The sequence below is a fragment of the Burkholderia sp. AU39826 genome (assembly GCF_020419965.1).
Classification (GTDB): domain Bacteria; phylum Pseudomonadota; class Gammaproteobacteria; order Burkholderiales; family Burkholderiaceae; genus Burkholderia; species Burkholderia semiarida.
The window spans coordinates 388,338-406,216 of record NZ_JAIZQG010000003.1 but is presented as its reverse complement, the minus strand read 5'-3'; the positions used below and the strand labels follow the sequence as shown (position 1 = coordinate 406,216).

General features: G+C 66.7%; 13 protein-coding genes and 1 pseudogene. 3 read left to right on the top strand and 11 right to left on the bottom strand.

The window, feature by feature from the left end; genetic code table 11:
• Positions 1-463: 463 nt before the first annotated feature.
• The 9 genes and pseudogenes from poxB to LGM42_RS10805 all read right to left on the bottom strand — a co-directional run bounded on the left by poxB (position 464) and on the right by LGM42_RS10805 (position 13,251).
• Complete coding sequence (poxB, locus tag LGM42_RS10845; RefSeq protein WP_226232199.1) at positions 464-2,185, bottom strand: ubiquinone-dependent pyruvate dehydrogenase; 1,722 nt, start codon at positions 2,183-2,185, stop codon at positions 464-466.
• A 282-nt stretch (positions 2,186-2,467) separates the two neighbouring features.
• Entirely contained in the window at positions 2,468-5,473 is a 3,006-nt protein-coding gene (locus LGM42_RS10840) for an ATP-binding protein (RefSeq protein WP_226232198.1), read from the bottom strand.
• A pseudogene (locus tag LGM42_RS10835) lies at positions 5,458-5,688 on the bottom strand (transposase); the annotation flags it as partial. The pseudogene LGM42_RS10835 and the gene LGM42_RS10840, both read right to left, overlap by 16 nt.
• A 98-nt stretch (positions 5,689-5,786) precedes the next feature.
• Positions 5,787-6,446 carry a response regulator gene (locus tag LGM42_RS10830; RefSeq protein ID WP_226232197.1) on the bottom strand — a complete coding sequence of 220 codons (660 nt, stop codon included), beginning with the start codon at positions 6,444-6,446 and terminating at the stop codon, positions 5,787-5,789.
• A gap of 350 nt (positions 6,447-6,796) precedes the next feature.
• On the bottom strand, positions 6,797-6,985 hold the full coding sequence (locus LGM42_RS10825) for a hypothetical protein (RefSeq protein ID WP_081059181.1): 189 nt from the start codon (positions 6,983-6,985) through the stop codon (positions 6,797-6,799).
• Between the two features lie 120 nt (positions 6,986-7,105).
• On the bottom strand, positions 7,106-10,180 hold the full coding sequence (locus LGM42_RS10820) for an ATP-binding protein (protein ID WP_226232233.1): 3,075 nt from the start codon (positions 10,178-10,180) through the stop codon (positions 7,106-7,108).
• A 380-nt stretch (positions 10,181-10,560) separates the two neighbouring features.
• Positions 10,561-11,577: a hypothetical protein gene (locus LGM42_RS10815; RefSeq protein WP_226232196.1), complete on the bottom strand. Its 1,017-nt coding sequence runs from the start codon at positions 11,575-11,577 to the stop codon at positions 10,561-10,563.
• A 130-nt stretch (positions 11,578-11,707) separates the two neighbouring features.
• Positions 11,708-12,535: a hypothetical protein gene (locus LGM42_RS10810; protein ID WP_059581218.1), complete on the bottom strand. Its 828-nt coding sequence runs from the start codon at positions 12,533-12,535 to the stop codon at positions 11,708-11,710.
• A 128-nt stretch (positions 12,536-12,663) separates the two neighbouring features.
• Complete coding sequence (locus tag LGM42_RS10805; protein WP_059644760.1) at positions 12,664-13,251, bottom strand: tetratricopeptide repeat protein; 588 nt, start codon at positions 13,249-13,251, stop codon at positions 12,664-12,666.
• Between the two features lie 360 nt (positions 13,252-13,611).
• Here LGM42_RS10805 and LGM42_RS10800 point away from each other — a divergent pair, with 360 nt between their 5' ends.
• The 3 genes from LGM42_RS10800 to atsR are packed head-to-tail and all read left to right on the top strand — an operon-like array spanning position 13,612 to position 16,858.
• Positions 13,612-14,484, top strand: coding sequence for a response regulator (locus LGM42_RS10800; protein WP_059576173.1), 873 nt, complete (start codon positions 13,612-13,614; stop codon positions 14,482-14,484).
• 48 nt (positions 14,485-14,532) lie between these two features.
• A complete protein-coding gene (locus LGM42_RS10795; protein ID WP_226232195.1) occupies positions 14,533-15,036 on the top strand; it encodes a molybdopterin-dependent oxidoreductase in 504 nt (167 codons plus the stop codon).
• 1 nt (position 15,037) lies between these two features.
• Positions 15,038-16,858, top strand: coding sequence for a hybrid sensor histidine kinase/response regulator AtsR (atsR, locus tag LGM42_RS10790; protein ID WP_226232194.1), 1,821 nt, complete (start codon positions 15,038-15,040; stop codon positions 16,856-16,858).
• 58 nt (positions 16,859-16,916) lie between these two features.
• Here the strand turns inward: atsR and LGM42_RS10785 are convergent, their stop codons facing one another.
• Positions 16,917-17,336 carry a secondary thiamine-phosphate synthase enzyme YjbQ gene (locus tag LGM42_RS10785; RefSeq protein ID WP_060314781.1) on the bottom strand — a complete coding sequence of 140 codons (420 nt, stop codon included), beginning with the start codon at positions 17,334-17,336 and terminating at the stop codon, positions 16,917-16,919.
• Between the two features lie 10 nt (positions 17,337-17,346).
• Positions 17,347-17,673 (bottom strand): thioredoxin family protein, encoded by a 327-nt coding sequence (locus LGM42_RS10780; RefSeq protein WP_059576186.1) that lies wholly within the window; start codon positions 17,671-17,673, stop codon positions 17,347-17,349.
• Positions 17,674-17,879 lie beyond the last annotated feature (206 nt).

Below are 17,879 nucleotides of genomic sequence, written 5' to 3'. Positions count from 1 at the left end.
TTGTGCGGTGAGCCGCGGCGTGCCGACGACTGCGCGGAACAGGGTTCATGCGTATCCTCCTCGGCGAATCTGTCCGCCGCAGGACGCGCGACGATCAATCGATTCTAGGAAACGCAAACTTAAGGCGACGTGAAGATTGACCCTGATTCGCCTGACCAATTCGTGCCTGGCCACCCGCCCGTTCCACGGTCGGCGATCGACGCGCCGCGGCAAGCGCGCGGCGCAACGCTCGCCAGCGATCCGGACCTGCCGCAGCATCGTCTCTCGATCGCGGCGAGATCGTCGGCCCGCGACCCCACGGCGGCGGTCGAAATGGGGTCGGGGGCATTGACGCGGAGTGCCATTCGCCCGCGCCCTACCCGCCGACGGCGTCGACGGTGGTCTTCGATGCCATGTGCGAGCAGGCGGCACTGCCGGCGCTGTGCAGCGCGCGCCATGCTGATGGCACGACGCGCAGCACACGTCACCGCAAGTTGGTTCTCGCGAGTTCGACGATCTCGTCGCCGCGCCCGCTGAGGATCGCGCGCAGCATGAACAGGCTGAAGCCCTTCGCATGCGCGAGCTCGATCTTCGGCGGCATCGCGAGCTCGTACTTCGACGTGACGACGTCGACCACCGCGGGCCCGTCATGCGCGAATGCCGTACGCAACGCGTGCTCGACGTTCTCCGAATGCTCGACGCGCACGCTGAAAATGCCGGCGCCTTTCGCGATCGCCGCGAAGTCGGTCGGGCTCAGGTCGACGTTCGTGTCGAGATAGCCGGCCGCCTTCAACTCCATCGACACGAAGCCGAGCAGGCTGTTGTTGTACACGACGATCTTGATCGGCAGCTTGAGCTGGCGGGCGCTCAGCAGATCGCCAAGCAGCATCGACAGCCCGCCGTCGCCCGACAGCGACACGACCTGCCGCCCCGGATGCGCGCCCTGCGCGCCGAGCGCCTGCGGCATCGCATTCGCCATCGACCCGTGGTTGAACGAGCCGTGCAGTTGCCGCTTGCCGTTCATCGTCAGGTAGCGCGCCGCCCACAGCGTCGGCGTGCCGACGTCGGCCGTGAAGATCGCATCGTCGGCCGCGACTTCGTCGATGATCTTCGTCAGGTACTGCGGATGAATCGCGCGGCCCGGCGGCTCGGCCACCGCGAGATCGTCGAGCCCCTTGCGCGCGGCCGCATAGTGCTTCAGCGCATTCTCGAGGAAGCGCCGCTGCGTCTTGCGCGTCAAGCGCGGCAGCAACGCCGCGATCGTCTCCTTCACCGTGCCGACGAGCCCCAGCGCGAGCGGCGCGCGGTGGCCGAGCTGCGAGCCTTTCCAGTCGATCTGCACGACCTTCGCATTCGCCGGATAGAACGGCCGGTACGGGAAATCCGTGCCGAGCATCAGCAGCGTGTCGCACGATTCCATCGCGTGATACCCGGAGCTGAAACCGATCAGCCCCGTCATCCCGACGTCGAACGGGTTGTCCCATTCGACGAACTGCTTGCCGCGCAGCGCATGCACGACCGGCGCGCCGACCGTGTCGGCCAGCGCGACCACTTCGTCGTGCGCGCCCTGCGTGCCGCTGCCGCACAGCAGCGTGACGGCGTCGGACCCGTTGAGCAGCGCCGCGAGCCGGTCGAGATCGGCATCGGCCGGCACGATGGACGGCGGTGCCGATTCGCTCCAGACAGGCGCCTCGTCGGGGCCGTCGCCGAGCGCGATGTCGCCCGGCAGCACGATCACCGCGACGCCGCGTTCCTCGATCGCGGTGCGCATCGCCCGCGCCAGCACGCGCGGAAACTGCGACGCGTTCGTCACGAGTTCGGCGAAGTGGCTGCACTCGCGAAACAGATCCTGCGGATGGGTTTCCTGGAAATAGCCGAGGCCGATCTCGGTCGACGGGATGTGCGCGGCGATCGCGAGCACCGGCTGGTGATTGCGGTGGCAGTCGTACAGGCCGTTGATCAGGTGCAGGTTGCCGGGGCCGCAGCTGCCCGCGCAAACGGCGAGCCGCCCGGTCGACGCGGCATCCGCGCCGGCCGCGAACGCCGCGCTTTCCTCGTGCCGCGTATGCATCCAGCGAATCGAGCCGATCTGGCTCAGGCTGAACGACAGGCCGTTCAGGCTGTCGCCCGTCACGCCCCAGATGCGCTCGACGCCCGCTGCCGCCAGCGTCTTCGCCAGGTATTCCGCCATCGTCTGTCTTGCCATGATGCCCTCACAGTTAGGTTATCGCGATATGCGGCATCTGCCCCGCATGGGCGCATGATAGTCAAGGACGCAAACTGACGTCTGATCGGTGCAATCGCGGCCCGTTGCGCGCGGAACACCCGCGCGAAACCGGCCGTCACGCCGCGCGACAGCGGCAACGCGTGCGTGGACAGGATCGCCGCGAGCACCATGAACGCGCATCCGCTCGGCGGGTTCGGCTTCATCGGTTTCGCGGACGAAGTGCGGGCGCAGGAGGCGCAGCCCGGCGCGGCGCCATTCGGTTCAGATGCCGGCCAATCTCGCCAGCGCGGCCTCCATCGCCGCGCGTATCTCCGGCCATTCCCGCTTGAGCGCGTCGAGACCGCCCGCAGCCAGCATGCGCTCGCCTTTCGCGCATGCTTCGCTCGACTCCGCATCGCCGGCCAGCGCGAAACCGCCTCGCATCGAATGCAGTTCGCCGCGGAGGCATGCGACGTCCCCGCGCAGCAGCGCGGCATCGATCGTCGCCAGCGAATGCAGCGTCGAGGCACGCAATTTTTCGCGTATCTCGTCCGTCATGGGCGGCACCGGCCGGGCGGCACGATCGGCCTGATGCGACGCCGCCGCGCCGCGTCCTCCGTGGCGCCGCAACACCGCGCCGAGCGCATCGATCGACAGCGGCTTGAGCACGACCTCCGCGACGCCGGTCTGCGCGCAGCGCCGCCGATCCTCCTCGGTCGCATGCGCGGTCATCGCGATCACCGGCACCTTCGCGCCCTGCTCGCGCAGGAAGTTCGCGAGCGCGAAGCCATCGAGTTCCGGCATGCCGAGATCGGTCAGCACCACGTCGAACGGATGCGCGAAGAACGCGCGCATCGCCTCCACACCGTTCGCGACGAGCATGGCGTCGCAATGCAGCGCATCGAGCTGATCGCGCAGCAGCGCGCGGCTCGCCGGATGATCCTCCGCAACGAGCACGCGCAGCGGCGTCTCGCCCGCCGCGTATGCCGGCAACGACGACGCGGCGGAATCCGTCTCGTCGAACTCGGCGCGCCATCCGGACGGGGCGTCGCGCAACGGCAGCGACACGATGAACGTCGCGCCCTGGCCCGGCCGGGTCTCGACCGCCAGGTCGCCATGCATCAGCCGCGCGAGGCGCCGGCACAACGGCAGGCCGAGCCCCGTTCCGCCGAAGCGCCGGTAGATCGACGCATCGGTCTGGACATACACGTCGAACAACGTCGGCAGACTCTCCGGCGCGATACCGATACCGGTGTCGCGTACCACCACCTCGACGCCATGCGCTCGACCGTCGGCGCCCGTCGGGCGCGCCTCGATCGTCACGCTGCCGCGCTCGGTGAACTTGATTGCGTTGCTGACGAGATTCGACACGATCTGACGCAGGCGAGTGGGGTCGCCGACATGACCGTCGGCCAGTCGCGGATCGATCCTGCATTCGAGCGCGAGGTGCCGGGCGGCGGCGAGCGGACGGAAAATCGCCGCGACGTCGCGCACAACCGCACGCAAATCGAACGGCACGGCCTCCAGCACCATCTGGTTCGATTCGACCTTCGACAGATCGAGCACGTCGTTGATCACGCGCAGCAACGCATCCGACGACGACATCACCGTCTGCAGGCGTCGCCGCTCGTCGGCCGGCAACGGCGCGCGCTCCATCAACTCCAGATTGCCGACGATCGCGTTCAGCGGCGTGCGGATCTCGTGGCTCATCGTCGCGAGGAACGTCGACTTCGCCTTGTTCGCATCGTCCGCCGCCTCCCGGGCCTCGCGCAGCATGCCCTCCATCTGCTTGTGCGCGGTGATGTCGGTCAGCGTACAGAGCAACACATCGACGCCGCGATAGCGCGTACGGACGATGTGCGCGGCGAGAAAGGCCGTCCCGTCGCCGGCGCGACCGACCGGCAATTCGTGCGTGACGACACGTGGCGTCCGCCCACCCGCCATACTGTCGTGATAGGCCTGCCAGATGCGCTTGCCGAGCGGCGGCTCGGTTCCGGTGTCGTCAAATGCCTGCGCGGCCTCGTTGCGCACCATGGTGTCGCCGTTGGCGAGCGACAGCAGCATGAGCCCGGCCGGCGCCGTGCGAATCAGCGTGCGGTTCAGCGCCTCGCTTTCGATCAGCCGGATTGCACGACGGTTCATCGGGCGCAGCGCGCGTCGGTCGAACATCACGATCGCGAACCACACCATGCCGATCGCCAGCACCGCGAGACCGATCGCGATTCCGAGGCGGGCAGCCACGTCGTCGAACAGGCTGCGCCACGAGATGGTCGCGATCAACGCCGCGCGGAACCCCGCCATCTGGTCGCCGATGACGATATTCATGCCGACGCGATGGAGCGCCGCCCTTTCATCGTGCGCCCCTTGTGCAAAGTCGAGTGCGCGGGCAGTCAGCGCCGGATCCGCTTCGCGCCCCGTCAGGACATGCGCGCCCGGGGCGACCAGCGCGTAATCCTTGCCGACGGACGAAGAACGCAGAAAATCGTCGATCGCAGGTCGCGTGACAAGGGCAAACCAGGCGATCGGCTTGCCCTGCGGGTCGCGTACTGCCTGCACGAACCGCAGCACCGAACGCCCGACGAGCGGGTCTTGTCGCCGGTCCAGCAGGATCTTCCGGTAATCCGATTCGGCCGCCGCCGATATGAACTCGGGCGGCGGCTGCAACTGCCGGATCAATGCCTTGATGTCGAAGCCCGCGGGAAGCGCCAGCACCTGCTTGACCAACGGATACCCGGCGACAATGACGAAATTGCCTTCCGGATCGATCAGATATCCGCCCATTCCCGGATCGCCGGGCTGTTGTGCCGGCATGGTGCCCGTGACCTCGCTCTGCGCGAGCAGCCTGCCCAGCCACGGAGCATAGGCCTTTGCCGACTGCGATGACGAAGCGACCGCGAACGCGGCAAACGCCACCCGCCCCGCCTCGCCGACGACGACCAGCCTGCCGCGATCGTCGGCGAAGCGCCCGAGCGTATCGGGCGCCACGGCCGTGCGGTTCTTGGCGATCAACTCGATGTTCTCGACATAGCGGTTCTGCAGCGCCCTGACCACCTCCATCTCCGTGAGCAGGTCGGCCTTGCGCACCAGAAACTCCGAACGGTAGTGCGTAAGCGATTCCTGCAGGTCGAGTCGCACGACAAGTGCCGCGCAAACCAGCACGAACACCGTGATCGCCACACCGCTTCCGTACAGCAGCCATTGCTGCTGGCGCCGCACGCGCCCGGGCTCGAACGGCTTGCGGCCCGGGGCGGTAGCGTGCGCAATCAGCGCTTTCAGTTTGGTGGGCATAAGAGACGCTGGCAGAATGATTTTTGAAGTTGCCGCCAGCAGATGATGCAAGCGGCGATTTTCATGAACGCCTCGCGTATGGCAGCGAGGCGTTCGAACCGGATACGCAAGCGCCTGGAGTTGCGCAGCCATGCGAAGGGGCGCTCGACGCCCCAGCGGGTTTGTCCGAGGCCACTGCCGTGCGGCTCACGTCGACGGGCGGTCTGCGCAGCGATACTTTTGTTGGATTTTCCAGGTGTCGTGGAAGTCGCGTCGGCGCCGGTGCAGCCGCCCGCGCCGCCCGGGTCACGGTTACCGCCGGCCGGTTGCCCGTCTACGCATCGGTCCCAGGCATGTCGGGCAGATGGCCCTCGCTTGCATAGCGGATCAGATCCGCGTCGCGGACGATGCCGAGCTTCTTCATCGCGCTCGACTTTTGCGAGCTGATCGTCTGCTTGCTCCGGTGAAGCTGAATGGCGATCTCGCCGACCGTCAGGCCGGCCCCGTAAAGCCGGACGACCTCGATTTCGCGGGCCGTCAGCGCACGCGTGCCCGTCGATTTCTCGGTGCCCTCGAGCAACTGCTTGACGAACGGCGACAGATAGTTCGCGCCGACATAGGCCGCGTGAACCGCGCCGACCAGATGCGAAATCGCATCGGACTTGCTGAGGATGCACCCCACGCCCTGCCGCTGGATCGCATGCAGCACACTGGGATTGTCGATCATCGTGATCGTGACGAGATGAAGCGCGGGATAGCGGCGCTGCAGAAACGACAACAACGTGAGGCCGTCGCCATACTTGCCGCCCGGCATCACGTAATCGACGACGAGCACGTCGCTCTGCTGCTCGTCGAGCATCGCCACCAGATCGGTCGAATTCGAGACAGTGCCGAGCAGCTTGATCGTGCTGCTGCCCGCGAGTGCCTGCGACATCCCGAGTGCGGACGACGGATGATCGTCCGCCACCATCACTCGCACAAAAAATTCATCCATCTTTATTCTTCTCCCGATACACGCGGCCCGACGTGCCATGTTGCGCGACGCGTCGGGATTCGAATCGATCTCGCAACGGTTGGATTGCGACGTTCAGCGAACCGGGCGATGCGCAGCGTAATTTTAAGATAATAGACGGGTTCGGCGTCGCCACCGAGAATCGGGACGGGCGGCGCTTCCGCTGGTCCGCGCCCGTCGAGCTTCGACGCCACCGCCGACGCGCCGGCCGCCGGCTGGAACACGGCGCCGCGACGGCACGCAGTTTCGGCAATCGGACGCCCACGCACACCCGATCGACGGCCCCCACACCGTCGATCCATCCCGTCCCGCAAAGCGCCTTGGCCCGTTGCCTAACGCCTGGCCACGGTCTTGTCCGGTTCATCCATCCTGTCGTCCGCAGCATGCTGCCACTCGGTGATCGCCCGCCGCTTCTGCGACGGCGACATCATCATGAACTCGTTCAGCCTCGTGAGGAAATCCCGTCTGGATTTCTCCGGTAGCGTCGCGAATCCAAGCAACAGCCCGAACACCTTCCCCATATAGCGCACGGCCTTCGCCCTCCTTGTTCAATCGAAATCACGCGGCATCCAAGCGATGCCGCGTGCCTGCCTTCCCAGTCTGGATACGGGCGATCTACGCCGCAGTCGCATCGTTCATTTTTATCGTCCTGGCCAGTGCGCCGCCGCAGCCACGGCTGCTCTCGACGTCGGCCGTTCGTCCGCGGCGGCGGCGGGAAACCGTATCTCGCGCTGTCGTGCGATACGGGCCAGGCTGCGACGCAGGTCGGCCAGCGTCACCGGCTTGGTCAACACGCAGTCGACGTTCGACGCCGCGTAACGACGCGCGTCCTCGGGCGTCAAATGCGATGCGACCGCGACCATGTCGCCAGGCAACGCGCGCGCATGGACGGCTTCCGCGAGTTCGCATGCCGACATGTCGGGCAGGTCGGCGCCGAGCAGCAGCACGTCCCACGCACCGCTCGCGAGCGTATCGAGCGCGGCGCCGCCGGACGACACGCACCGGACCGCGCAACCGAGCACCTCGAGTTGCTCGCGGAAAATCGACCCGTTGACCGACGCATCGTCGGCAACCAGCACGCGAGGCACACGCGCGCCGGAAGTTCCCGCTGGCCGATCGTCACTCCCTTCCCGCGCCGGCGGCCGCCGCTGCTCGGCCGTCACGACGCGCGCCTGCTCGATCGCCGTGCACAACCCGTTCAACGAATAGCTCGACACGCGGATCGTGCGGCCCGCGACGTTCGGCTGCAGCGGGCCGTCCGGTGTCGCGAGTACGACCGGCGTACCGCCGCCGAGACTGTCGAGCTCGTCGCGCCGCCACTGCTCCGAATCGCCGAAGAGTACGATCGCGTGAGCACGCTCGAGGCACCCGGCGGCAATCCCGATCGGACTCGGATGCATCGCGACATCGAAACCCCATGCACGCAGATGCGGAAAGGCGAACGCGCGCCACGCATCGTCGGGCGACACGACGATCAGTGTCCGGCGCTCGCCTGTCACCGCCCGGGATTTCGGCGCAATCTCCATGCGCAGCGGCAACCGAACGGTAAACCGGCTGCCGACGCCCGGCGCGCTGTCGACCGAAATCGTCCCGCCCATCGCCGCGACGAGCCGATCGCACAGCGCGAGGCCGAGCCCCGTGCCGCCATAGCGCCGCGTGATCGACGCGTCGACCTGGGAAAACGGCTTGAAAAGTCTGGCCCGCTGCGCGGGATCGATGCCGATGCCCGTGTCCTCGATGCCGATCGCGAGTTCCGGTACGCCGCCCGTGCCTCGCCCCGCCACCACACGGGCGACGACGCGGCCTTCGCGGGTGAACTTGATCGCGTTGCCCAGCAGGTTGCCGACCACCTGCGCGAGCCGCGTCGGATCGCCGCGCATGCGCTGCGCGCCGCTCGCGTCGATGTCGGCGAACAGCGGCAATCCCTTCGCCTTCGCGACGGAGGAAAATGCCGCCAGTTCGCGCTCGATCACCGAGATCACGTCGAACTCGATCGACTCGACCGACATCGCGCCGGCCTCGATCTTCGAGAAATCGAGGATATCGCTGACGATCGCGAGGAGGCCCTCCGCCGATGCGCGCAACGTCTGCACGCGGCTCTGCTGCGATGCATCGAGCGCTGTGCGCTCGAGCAATTCGAGGTTGCCGAGGATCACGTTGAGCGGGGTCCGGATCTCATGGCTCGTCGCGGCGAGGAACGACGACTTGGCGGCATTCGCCGAATCGGCCGCGCGCACGGCTTCCTCGAGCTGATGCACGAGCCGGCGCTGGGCACTCGTGTCGGCGAAGGACGCGATCATCACGTCCTCGCCCTGATAGCGCGCGCCGTGCGCGATGACCTCCAGATGCAGCGGCGCGGCGCCGGATGCGTCGAGCACGAGTTCGGTCGTCATCGTTCGGCCAGCGCCTTCGTTCGCGACGAACCCCTCGTATTGCGCGAGGACCTGCGCCGCCAGCGCCTGCGGATCGCCGCCGTACGGCACGAGCATCTGCGCCAGCACGTCGCTCGCCAGTATCACGCGGCGATCGGATCGTGACACGAGCCCGATGCCGACGGGCGCCATTCCGATCACGCTGCGGCACAGATCCTCGCTGTCGAACACGCGTGCCGAGCGCGCGTAGACGGGCACGAGCATGCGCCGGTAGAAGCGCACCAGCAGCAGCCACATCACCGCGATCGCCAGCAGCGACGTCGCGACGAGCGCCCCGGCCTGCACGCCGATCGCGGCCGCGACATCGGCCAGCGACAGCGCATAGGCGATCGTCCAGCCGGTTGCGGCGAGCGGGCCGCGGAACACGATCGTGCCGTCGCGGAACATCGCCTCGGCCGGCGCCGCGTGCCCGTGCGCGACGTCCAGCGCGAGCAGGCGCGCGTCGAGCGCCGGCGTGCGCTCGACCCCGGGATCGATCGTGATGAGCCGGTTGTCCGCGGTCGTGATGAAGAACACGCCCGCCGCGCGGCGATCCTGCAGCCACGACAGCAGATATTCGGGCGCGTACTCCGTCACGAGCACCGCGAACGGCTGGCCGTCGGCGCGCGCCTGCGCGGCGATCCGGATGCGGGCCTGCCCCGTCACCGGGTTGACGTAGGGCGGCAACCAATGCACGTGCGGCCGACCGTCCGCGCCGAGTTCGGGCGTGGGTGTGAAATCGATGCGCAACGCGTCGAGCACATGCGCGCGCGCCTCGGCCGTGGCCAGCGCCGGGTTGTCGCCCGACAGGTGCGGCACCAGACCGAACAGCCCCGTGCGCGTGCTGTAGTGGTAACCCTCCAAGGTGCGTCCGCGATTGAGCGAACTCGCCGCGCAGATACGCGACAGCATGAACGACAGCGCGAGGTAGCGCGCCACCTCGTCGCGCCGCGTCGTCTGGCCCGGCACGCCGACCACCAGCGACGGATACGGCTTGATCGCGAGTTTCTCGCCGTCGGCGAAGAATGCGTCGACGACGGACGCCGGCGCCGCATCGAGCTCTCGCCAGATCAGCTGCGTATTCGCGACGCCGTTGCGGAACGACGTCTCGCTCACCTGAATCTCGTCGACGGTTTCCTCGACGCCGTTCAGGAAATTGCGCCGCTCGCCGTCCAGATAGCCGTATACGATCGACACGATCCCGAGCCCGCAGGCAACGAGAATCAGGATCGTCACGACAATGGCGCCGCCGAACATCGAAATGCTCTGATAGCGGCGAATGGACTGAAGCGTGCTGTACGGCATGGCCTGGCGCGACGGCACGTCGGGTTCGGCGGTGAGCGGATGCTCGGCCCGGACGGACGTCACGATGGAATGAAAGGGATGGAGTTGTCCCGATCATGCCAAACGACTCGGGGGAAATCAGTCGAGTCAGGCCGATTTAGTACTCGTCTGAATAATTTGAATAATTGTTTTGAACTTGACCGAGTCTTTGATGCGACATTTCGACCGATCCGGGCCGCGGCGTCACGCGGAGAACGGCAAAGCGCGGCGTACGCAGAAACGAAATACCACCGGCAAGCCGGCGGCAAACGATGCGCCCACGCATCGCGTGTCGCACCTGAGGCACTCGATGAGGCGCGCGCGGATCATTCTCGAATGAACGCCCCGCGCGGCGCGCCCGCTCAGTTCTGCGTGAGCGGATTCAGCGTCGTGCACAGGAAGCCCGTGCAGTTCTTCGGCGCGAAATAGAACGACGCCATCACCGGCGGCACGGTGGTGCCGAGCGCGATGTCGCTCAGATACGCCGAGCCCTGCGCGCCGAACGTGTTCGCCTGCTGCACGAAGTTCGCGCCGGTCGACTGGATCGCGGCCGACTGGTACGTGAAGGTCGGCGACTGCGTCTGGTCCTTCACGTAGACCCACGAGATCGCCGTGCCGAACGCCATCGCGCCCTTCGCGCGGTAGCCTTTCGCGCCTTCGCTGTTGGCCTGCGCGATGAAGTCGCCGACCGTCGACGTCGGCGTCAGCGCGTCGTACGTATAGGTTGCGTTCGACGCGTTGTTCTTCATGTAGACGTTCGCCTGCACGGCCCCGACCATCAGCGGGCCGACGAACCAGTAACCCGACTGGCCCTGGCCGTTCGCCTGTGTGAGGAACGCGTTCGCATCGGCCGGCAGCCCGGTCGTCGTGTACGTGTAGGTGGCCGACGAGCCACCGTCCTTGCGATAGAGATCGCCGTACGTGAGCGGCCCTTCGTAGCGGTAGCCGCTCGCCCCTTGCGCGTTGGCCGTATTGACGAAGGACGTCATGTCGGCCGGCGCCGTCTGCAACTGATACGTGTAGGTCTGCGCGGTGCCGTCATTCACGAAGATCGACTGCGTGCCGCCATTGCCCGCAGCGTAGAAGTAGTCGCCCAGATAACGATAGCCCTTCGCGCCTTCGTTGTTGACCAGCGTCAGGAAACTGGCCCGATCGGCCGCGACAGGCTGCGCCTCGTAGCGCCAGGTCAGCGTGCCGCCGCCCGAGCCTCCCGAGCCTCCCGAGCCGCCGTTGCCGCCGGAACCCGCGCCGCCCGTCCCGCCGCTGCCGCCGTTGTTGGTCGTCCCCGAACCGCCGGACGACGCGGGAGATGAATTGTCGTCGCCGCCGCAAGCGGTCAGCGCGAGGCAAGTCAATGCGATCAGTGCAACGGCTTTCATCGGAATCACCTTTCAAACGAGCAGGACGAACGACGCCCGTACGCGCGGATCACACCGCACGCACCGACCATCACGAATCAGGAATCGGGGCTCGACAGGCGGCCGGCGGCATCCCGCCGGCCCGTCGGCGTCAGTTGACCTGAAGCTGGCCACCGCGGCCCAGCCCGCCCTTCACGTCCTGCGCCTTGTAGCTGCGCAGCGCGACGACCATCTTGTTCCACGCATCGATGAACGCGACGACCGTCGCCTTGCCTTCCGGCGTCGTCGAAAAACCGGCCAGCCCGCCGCCCACCCCGCCGCCGAGGCCGCCCAGCGCCGCGCCGTAGTTCGTCGCCGTCGAGCTGCCTTCCGACGCCGCGATCTGCACCGCCGAGCGCACGTCGAACAGCGTCAGCGTCACCACCGACGCCTTCGTCTGCAGGTGCCCCGCCACCGCCGCCACCGCGCTGTTGCCGATCAGCCCGCCGATCATGCTGCCGATCCCGCCGATCGGCGAATCGTTGATCACGATCTGCGGCTCCATGTAGTAGTCCGCCGCCACACGCTGGCCCTTCTGCTGCTTCGAGCCCGCGCGATATTCGCCCGAGTTGCGTTGCAGCTGCGTGATGCGCGACAGGCGCGCGTCGCTCTTCTGGTTGCCGATCGACGTGATCACGAAGCAGTTCGACTGCTGCACGGCCAGCCGCAGCAGCGGGTCGATGCTCGTCACCTTCGTCGCGCTGCCGAACGGGCCCCACCAGTCGGCGTTGCGGCCGTCGTCGACCGCGATCGTGCCCAGCGGCGACGCGCAGCGCTGCAACTGTGAATCGGCGCCGGCGCTCGCGCCGCCGGCCGCCGCGCCCGTCACCCCGGCGTTCTGCCCGCCGGGCGTCACCATGCCGCCGCACCCCGCGACGGACGCGCCAAGCGCTGCAACCAGCGCACCTTGAATCAGACGTTGGGAAAGGTTGGTCTTCATGTCGTTGTCGATCGATTAGAGTCGTTGTTCGGCTTATGGGTCCGTGCGAACTTCGATAAGCCCCCCGGCGTGGCGCGCGATGGTGGTCTCCCCGCGGCTGCCCCTGTTGCTTCAGGCCCGATGCCCGGTCAGTAGTACCAGTACGTCTGCTGCCAGACGCCGTAGTACGGATAGCCCGAGTACCAGTAGCCGTAATAGACGTCACGCCACTGCGTGCGCCATTTCCAGTCTTCTTCGTCTTCCTTCTTCGCCTTGCGCGCGAGATCGAGCAGCTTTTTCGATTCCTTGTCGCCGCGGCCGGCCGCGATCGACAGCCACTTCTCCGCTTCACGCGCATCCGAGCCCATTTCCTCGAGGCCGAACAGGTAGAAACTGCCGAGCGCCTTCTGCGCGTTCAGGTCGCCGCGTTCGGCGGCCTCGCGCATCCACTTGAGGGCCTGGTAGCTGTCCTGACGCACGCCGTCGCCGCGGAAGTAGCGCAGGCCGAGGTCGTAGGCGGCCTTCGGCTGGGTCTTCGCGGTTTGCTTGAGCGCGGCGATGCGCGGATCTTCCCGGTCGTCCGCATCGTCCCTTTTTTGATAGGAGACCTGATCTTTAGGGCGATCGGAACACCCCGTGTCGTCGCAGATCCGTACCGTGCTGCTGGTGATGGACGGATCCTGCGCGCAGGCGGCCAACAGCAACAGCAGCCCCGGTGCGAGTAAACGGCGATACATGGGTACTATCCTCAGGTTCTTATTGGCACCGCAATGCTTCGAGCTATCCACCCCGTGAGCTCGTACCCGGTTGCGTGCGGCGCACCGGATACAATTCCATCCGCCAACGCCGACACGCATCCCAAGGCTCTCTCAGGTTCTCTCTTCGAATCGTTCCGTCACTGTTTATGCCGCCGCTTTTCGCCGCCCGACCATGGCCGGCATCGACCTCCAAACATGACGCGACAAACAATAGTGACGTGGTGAGCAATAATAATGGAGAAAAATGGCATGTCAAGTTCCATCGCGCGTTTAAAGTTTGCGTGGTGCGTCAGCTTTGATATGCTCTTCCTCGCCAAAACCCTTGGAGACCCCCTCGAGATGTCCACCACCGAGCAGGCCAACGTCGATCTCATCACCGCCAACAAGGTGCGCGATCTCCTGAACCGGAACGGCATTCCGCCGCGAAGTCACAACACGACGATCGCGAACGTGCTCGGCCTGAGCTTCTCGGTCGTCACGCGCAAGATGAAGGGCCTGATCCCGTGGAACCTGTCGCAGTTGCAGGACATCGCGACGCACTTCGGCGTGCCGCCCGCGATCCTGCTCGACGACAAGGGCATGCAGCCGGCCGCGCCCGAGATGATCGACGCGACGTTCGTGATCGAATCGAAGCGCTTGCGCTGCCGCGCCGCGATCTCGACGAAGGCCACCAGCCAGATCGAAACGGATTTCGTCGCGCTGCAGTGGCAGGGCGAATGGATCGTCACCGAGCGTGCGCACGCGCGCGAGGGGCGCACGTATCCGGTCGACGTGATCGAGCTGCGCTCGGCGCAGCCGAACGTGTATGCCGCGCGGATCGCCGTGGTCGACGATTCGCACGACGTCGCCGAAACGGTCTGTGAATATTTCATCGAGAAAGGCGTGAACGCGATCCCGTACTTCGACGGCGCGAGCTTCCGCAAGGCGCTGGAAGTCGAGGATTTCGACGGCTACATCCTCGACTGGATGCTCGGCGACCAGACGGCCGCCGAGCTCGTGCGCGGCATCCGCTCGAGCGAGAACAGCGGCGCGCCGATCTTCCTGCTGACCGGCAAGATCTCGACCGGCGAAGCGAGCGAGGACGAGATCGCGCACATCGTGTCGCACTACAACGCGCGCTGCGAGGAAAAGCCGGTGCGCCTGCCGATCCTGTTCGCGGAAGTCGCGCGCGAACTGAAGCTCACGCTGCCGGGCGCGGCCGCCGCGAACTGAAGCCGGAGCGACACACCACCACACGAACCACCAGACCGAGGGAAAGACATGCGCGTTTCAACCATCTGGATCAAGACCGTGCTCGCGGCCTGCCTGCTCGCAATGACTGCCGCGGCATGGGCCGCGTCGTCGTTCACGTTCACCGTCGACGGCAAGATCAGCAAGAGCAATCAGCAGGGGAAAACGGCCTACGTCTTTTCCGAGCCGGCGCTGATGGCGCTGCCGCAGCATACGATCGTCACGTCGACGAGCTGGACGCCGAAGGCGACCTTCACCGGCCCGCGCCTGTCCGACGTGCTGAAGACGGTCGGCGCGCAGGGTACGCAGATCGAATTCCACTGCATCGACGAATACACGTTCACGATTCCCGTTTCCGATGCCGACAAGTACGGCGTGATCCTCGCGCGGACGATGAACGGCAAGGTGCTCGGCAACGACAACTACGGCCCGCTGTGGATCATGTATCCGCGCGATCAGTATCCCGACGAGTTGAAGACGCCGCTCGGCGAAGCCAAATTCGCGTGGCAGATCATCGGCCTGACCGTGAAGTGACATGACGCGGCGGCGCTGGAGAAACAGAAAGATCATCCTGATCCTCGGCTCGCTGTGGATCGCGGGGTTCACCGCATGGGCGTTCCTGCTGTGGGATCTCCTCGCCACCTCGGTCAACGAGGGCGTGCTCGAGGGGCCGCGCGAAGGCGTGTTCTGGACCGCCGCGCAATACCGCAACGTCTATACGCGCTTCGACCGGCAGCTGATTCTCTACGCGACGCGCGAGGACGACGATTTCGATCACGTGCAGATGCAGCTCGACAGCCTGTCGGTGTCGTTCGGGTTCCTGCAGCGGCCGTCGGAAGTGTCCCGATACTGGCTGCGCATCCCGCGCGCGCGCAACGAGATCGACGCGCTCGGCGAATTCATGACGCGCCTGAAGCGCGAGGTGCCGCTGCTGCGCGACGCGCCGAAGCAGGCGCATCAGGTGATCGACGAAGTCAATGCGTACTGGCCGAAGGTCAACGGCCTCGCGAACTACTTCCGCGCGATCGAAATGGCGCAGCGCGACTTCACGTTCCATCAATTGAAGGAAAAGCAGCGCGCGATCCTGATCCTCGGCATCGTGCTCGGCGTGATCCTGTGCGCGCTGTTCCTGCTGCTGTTCTATACGATGCGTACGCGCGACGACCTGCTGGCGCGACAAAACGCGGCGCTCGATGCGGAACGCAAGGCGTCCGACCGCGCGTTCGAGATGATCGAGGCGAAGAACGCGTTCCTCGGGATGGTCAGCCACGAACTGCGCACGCCGCTGCAGGCGATCTGCGGATCGATCGAGATCCTGCTGGCACGCCCGCAGTCCGACGCGAACCTGAAGACGATCCGGCGGCTGCAGAATTCCGCACTGTCGCTGGAAGCGCTCGTCAAGGACCTCACCGACTACATCAAGCTGCGCTCGACGAAACGCGTCGCCGAACTGGATACCGTCGGCATCGCGCCGCTGCTCGCCGAAGTGCTCGAACCGCTGCGCGGGAAGATCGCGGCCAAGCGGATCGCGGTCACGCAGCTCGTCGAGCCGCCCGGCCTCGCGATCCGCTCCGATCGCAAGCTGCTGCGGCAGGTGCTGTCGAACCTGATCGAGAACTCGGTCAAGTACACGGTCGGCGGCTCGATCACGGCGGCGATCACGCTCGCGGACGCGCCGGCCGGCCAGCAGGTGAAGATCGCCGTGCGCGACACCGGCGCCGGCATCGCGAAGCAGCATCTGTCGAAAATCTTCGAGCCGTTCTATCGCGCGAACGACGCGGTCGGGCTGCACGTGGACGGGATCGGCATGGGGCTCGCGGTCGTGCGCGAAATCGTGACGACGCTTCGCGGGCATGTGGACGTGCGCAGCGTGGTTGGCGAAGGCAGCGAGTTCGTCGTCACGCTGCCGGTCGAAGCACCCGGCGTCGAATCGGCCGGCAACGCAGCCGGGGACGCGCCCGCGCTGCCGCCCGTGCTACCGCACCGCGACTGGCGCGCGCTGGTGGTCGACGACAACGACAACGCGCGCGAAACGCTCGGCGCGATGCTGTCCGCGCTCGGCATCGAGGCCGATCTGTGCGGCACCGGACAGGAGGGCGTCGCGCGCTTCGGTTCGGAGCGCTACGACCTCGTCGTGCTCGATCTCGAACTGCCGGACCTGAGCGGATTCGACGTGGCGCGGCGCATTCGCGCGGTGGCGCAACCCGACGGCGACGGCCGGCATCCGGCGATCCTCGGCGTCAGCGCGTATGAATCGGCCGCGTTGCGCGAGAACAAGCGGGTGTTCGACGCGTTCCTGCCGAAGCCCGTCCACCTGCGCGAACTCGGCGCGCTCGTCGAGAAGCTGCTCGCCTGAGCCGCACGCCGGCGCGGCATCGCGCGCTTCGCGCTTGCCCGGCTACCCGCCTGCTCGCCTACTCGCCGATCAGATGCAGCACGATGTCGCGCCGGTGCGCCGCGCGGCGATGCTCGAACACGTAAATCCCCTGCCACGTGCCGAGCACCATGCGCCCATGCTCGACCGGAATCGACAGCTGCACCTGCGTCAGCGCGGTGCGCAGATGCGCGGGCATGTCGTCGGCGCCTTCGGTATCGTGCTCGTAACGCGTGTCGTCCTCGGGCGCGAGCGTCGCGAAATAGCGTTCGATATCGCGCTGCACCGACGGATCCGCGTTCTCCTGGATCAGCAGCGACGCCGACGTATGGCGGCAGAACACGGTGAGCAGGCCCGTGCGGATCGCCTGCTGATCGACGAACGCGCGTACCTGCGGCGTGACTTCGACGAGGCCGCTGCCGCGCGTATCGACGCCGATGTGCGTGATGGCCTGTTGCATCGCCGTGACCTCAGGCCAGCGCGGCGAAGCCGTCGGCTTCGATCTGCTTCGCGTCGGTGGGGCGCACGACGCGCGCGACTTCGACCCCGTCGCGCAGGAATACCAGCGTCGGCCACAGCTTTACGCCGAACGAACGGCCGAGCGGACGGCCGGGGCCGTCCTCGATCTTCAGGTGCCGCACGGCAGGATGCGCGGCGAACGACGCCGTGATCGCGGGCTGCGCGCCTGCGCAGATCCCGCACCAGTTCGCGCCGAATTCGATGACGGTTGCGCCGCCCAGTGCGTCGACTTCCGCGCGGGTCGGCGCGTTGGCGGTGTAGCGTTGCTCGGTGTCCATCGGGCCCTCGTGTACGTTGGCGAAACGTGACCGCGCGCGCCGGCGTGAGGCAGGCGCGCGCGGCCTTCGATTTCCTACTGTAGCGGAAAAGCCCGGCCGCTGCCGGCTCGGCCCGGCGCGGTACCCGTGCCCCTTTGCGCGCCTTTCGGAATGACACGACAAGAATCGGAGCGCCGCGCCGCCGCGACAGGATCAGCATGCGGACT

Excerpts from the sequence above, each read along its gene's own strand:
- poxB (WP_226232199.1), bottom strand. The coding sequence starts at position 2,185 with ATGGCAAGACAGACGATGGCGGAATACCTGGCGAAGACGCTGGCGGCA.
- LGM42_RS10830 (WP_226232197.1), bottom strand. The coding sequence starts at position 6,446 with ATGGATGAATTTTTTGTGCGAGTGATGGTGGCGGACGATCATCCGTCG.
- atsR (WP_226232194.1), top strand. The coding sequence starts at position 15,038 with ATGACGCGGCGGCGCTGGAGAAACAGAAAGATCATCCTGATCCTCGGC.
- LGM42_RS10825 (WP_081059181.1), bottom strand. The coding sequence starts at position 6,985 with ATGGGGAAGGTGTTCGGGCTGTTGCTTGGATTCGCGACGCTACCGGAG.
- LGM42_RS10800 (WP_059576173.1), top strand. The coding sequence starts at position 13,612 with ATGTCCACCACCGAGCAGGCCAACGTCGATCTCATCACCGCCAACAAG.
- LGM42_RS10815 (WP_226232196.1), bottom strand. The coding sequence starts at position 11,577 with ATGAAAGCCGTTGCACTGATCGCATTGACTTGCCTCGCGCTGACCGCT.
- LGM42_RS10820 (WP_226232233.1), bottom strand. The coding sequence starts at position 10,180 with ATGCCGTACAGCACGCTTCAGTCCATTCGCCGCTATCAGAGCATTTCG.
- LGM42_RS10785 (WP_060314781.1), bottom strand. The coding sequence starts at position 17,336 with ATGCAACAGGCCATCACGCACATCGGCGTCGATACGCGCGGCAGCGGC.
- LGM42_RS10810 (WP_059581218.1), bottom strand. The coding sequence starts at position 12,535 with ATGAAGACCAACCTTTCCCAACGTCTGATTCAAGGTGCGCTGGTTGCA.
- LGM42_RS10840 (WP_226232198.1), bottom strand. The coding sequence starts at position 5,473 with ATGCCCACCAAACTGAAAGCGCTGATTGCGCACGCTACCGCCCCGGGC.
- LGM42_RS10795 (WP_226232195.1), top strand. The coding sequence starts at position 14,533 with ATGCGCGTTTCAACCATCTGGATCAAGACCGTGCTCGCGGCCTGCCTG.
- LGM42_RS10780 (WP_059576186.1), bottom strand. The coding sequence starts at position 17,673 with ATGGACACCGAGCAACGCTACACCGCCAACGCGCCGACCCGCGCGGAA.
- LGM42_RS10805 (WP_059644760.1), bottom strand. The coding sequence starts at position 13,251 with ATGTATCGCCGTTTACTCGCACCGGGGCTGCTGTTGCTGTTGGCCGCC.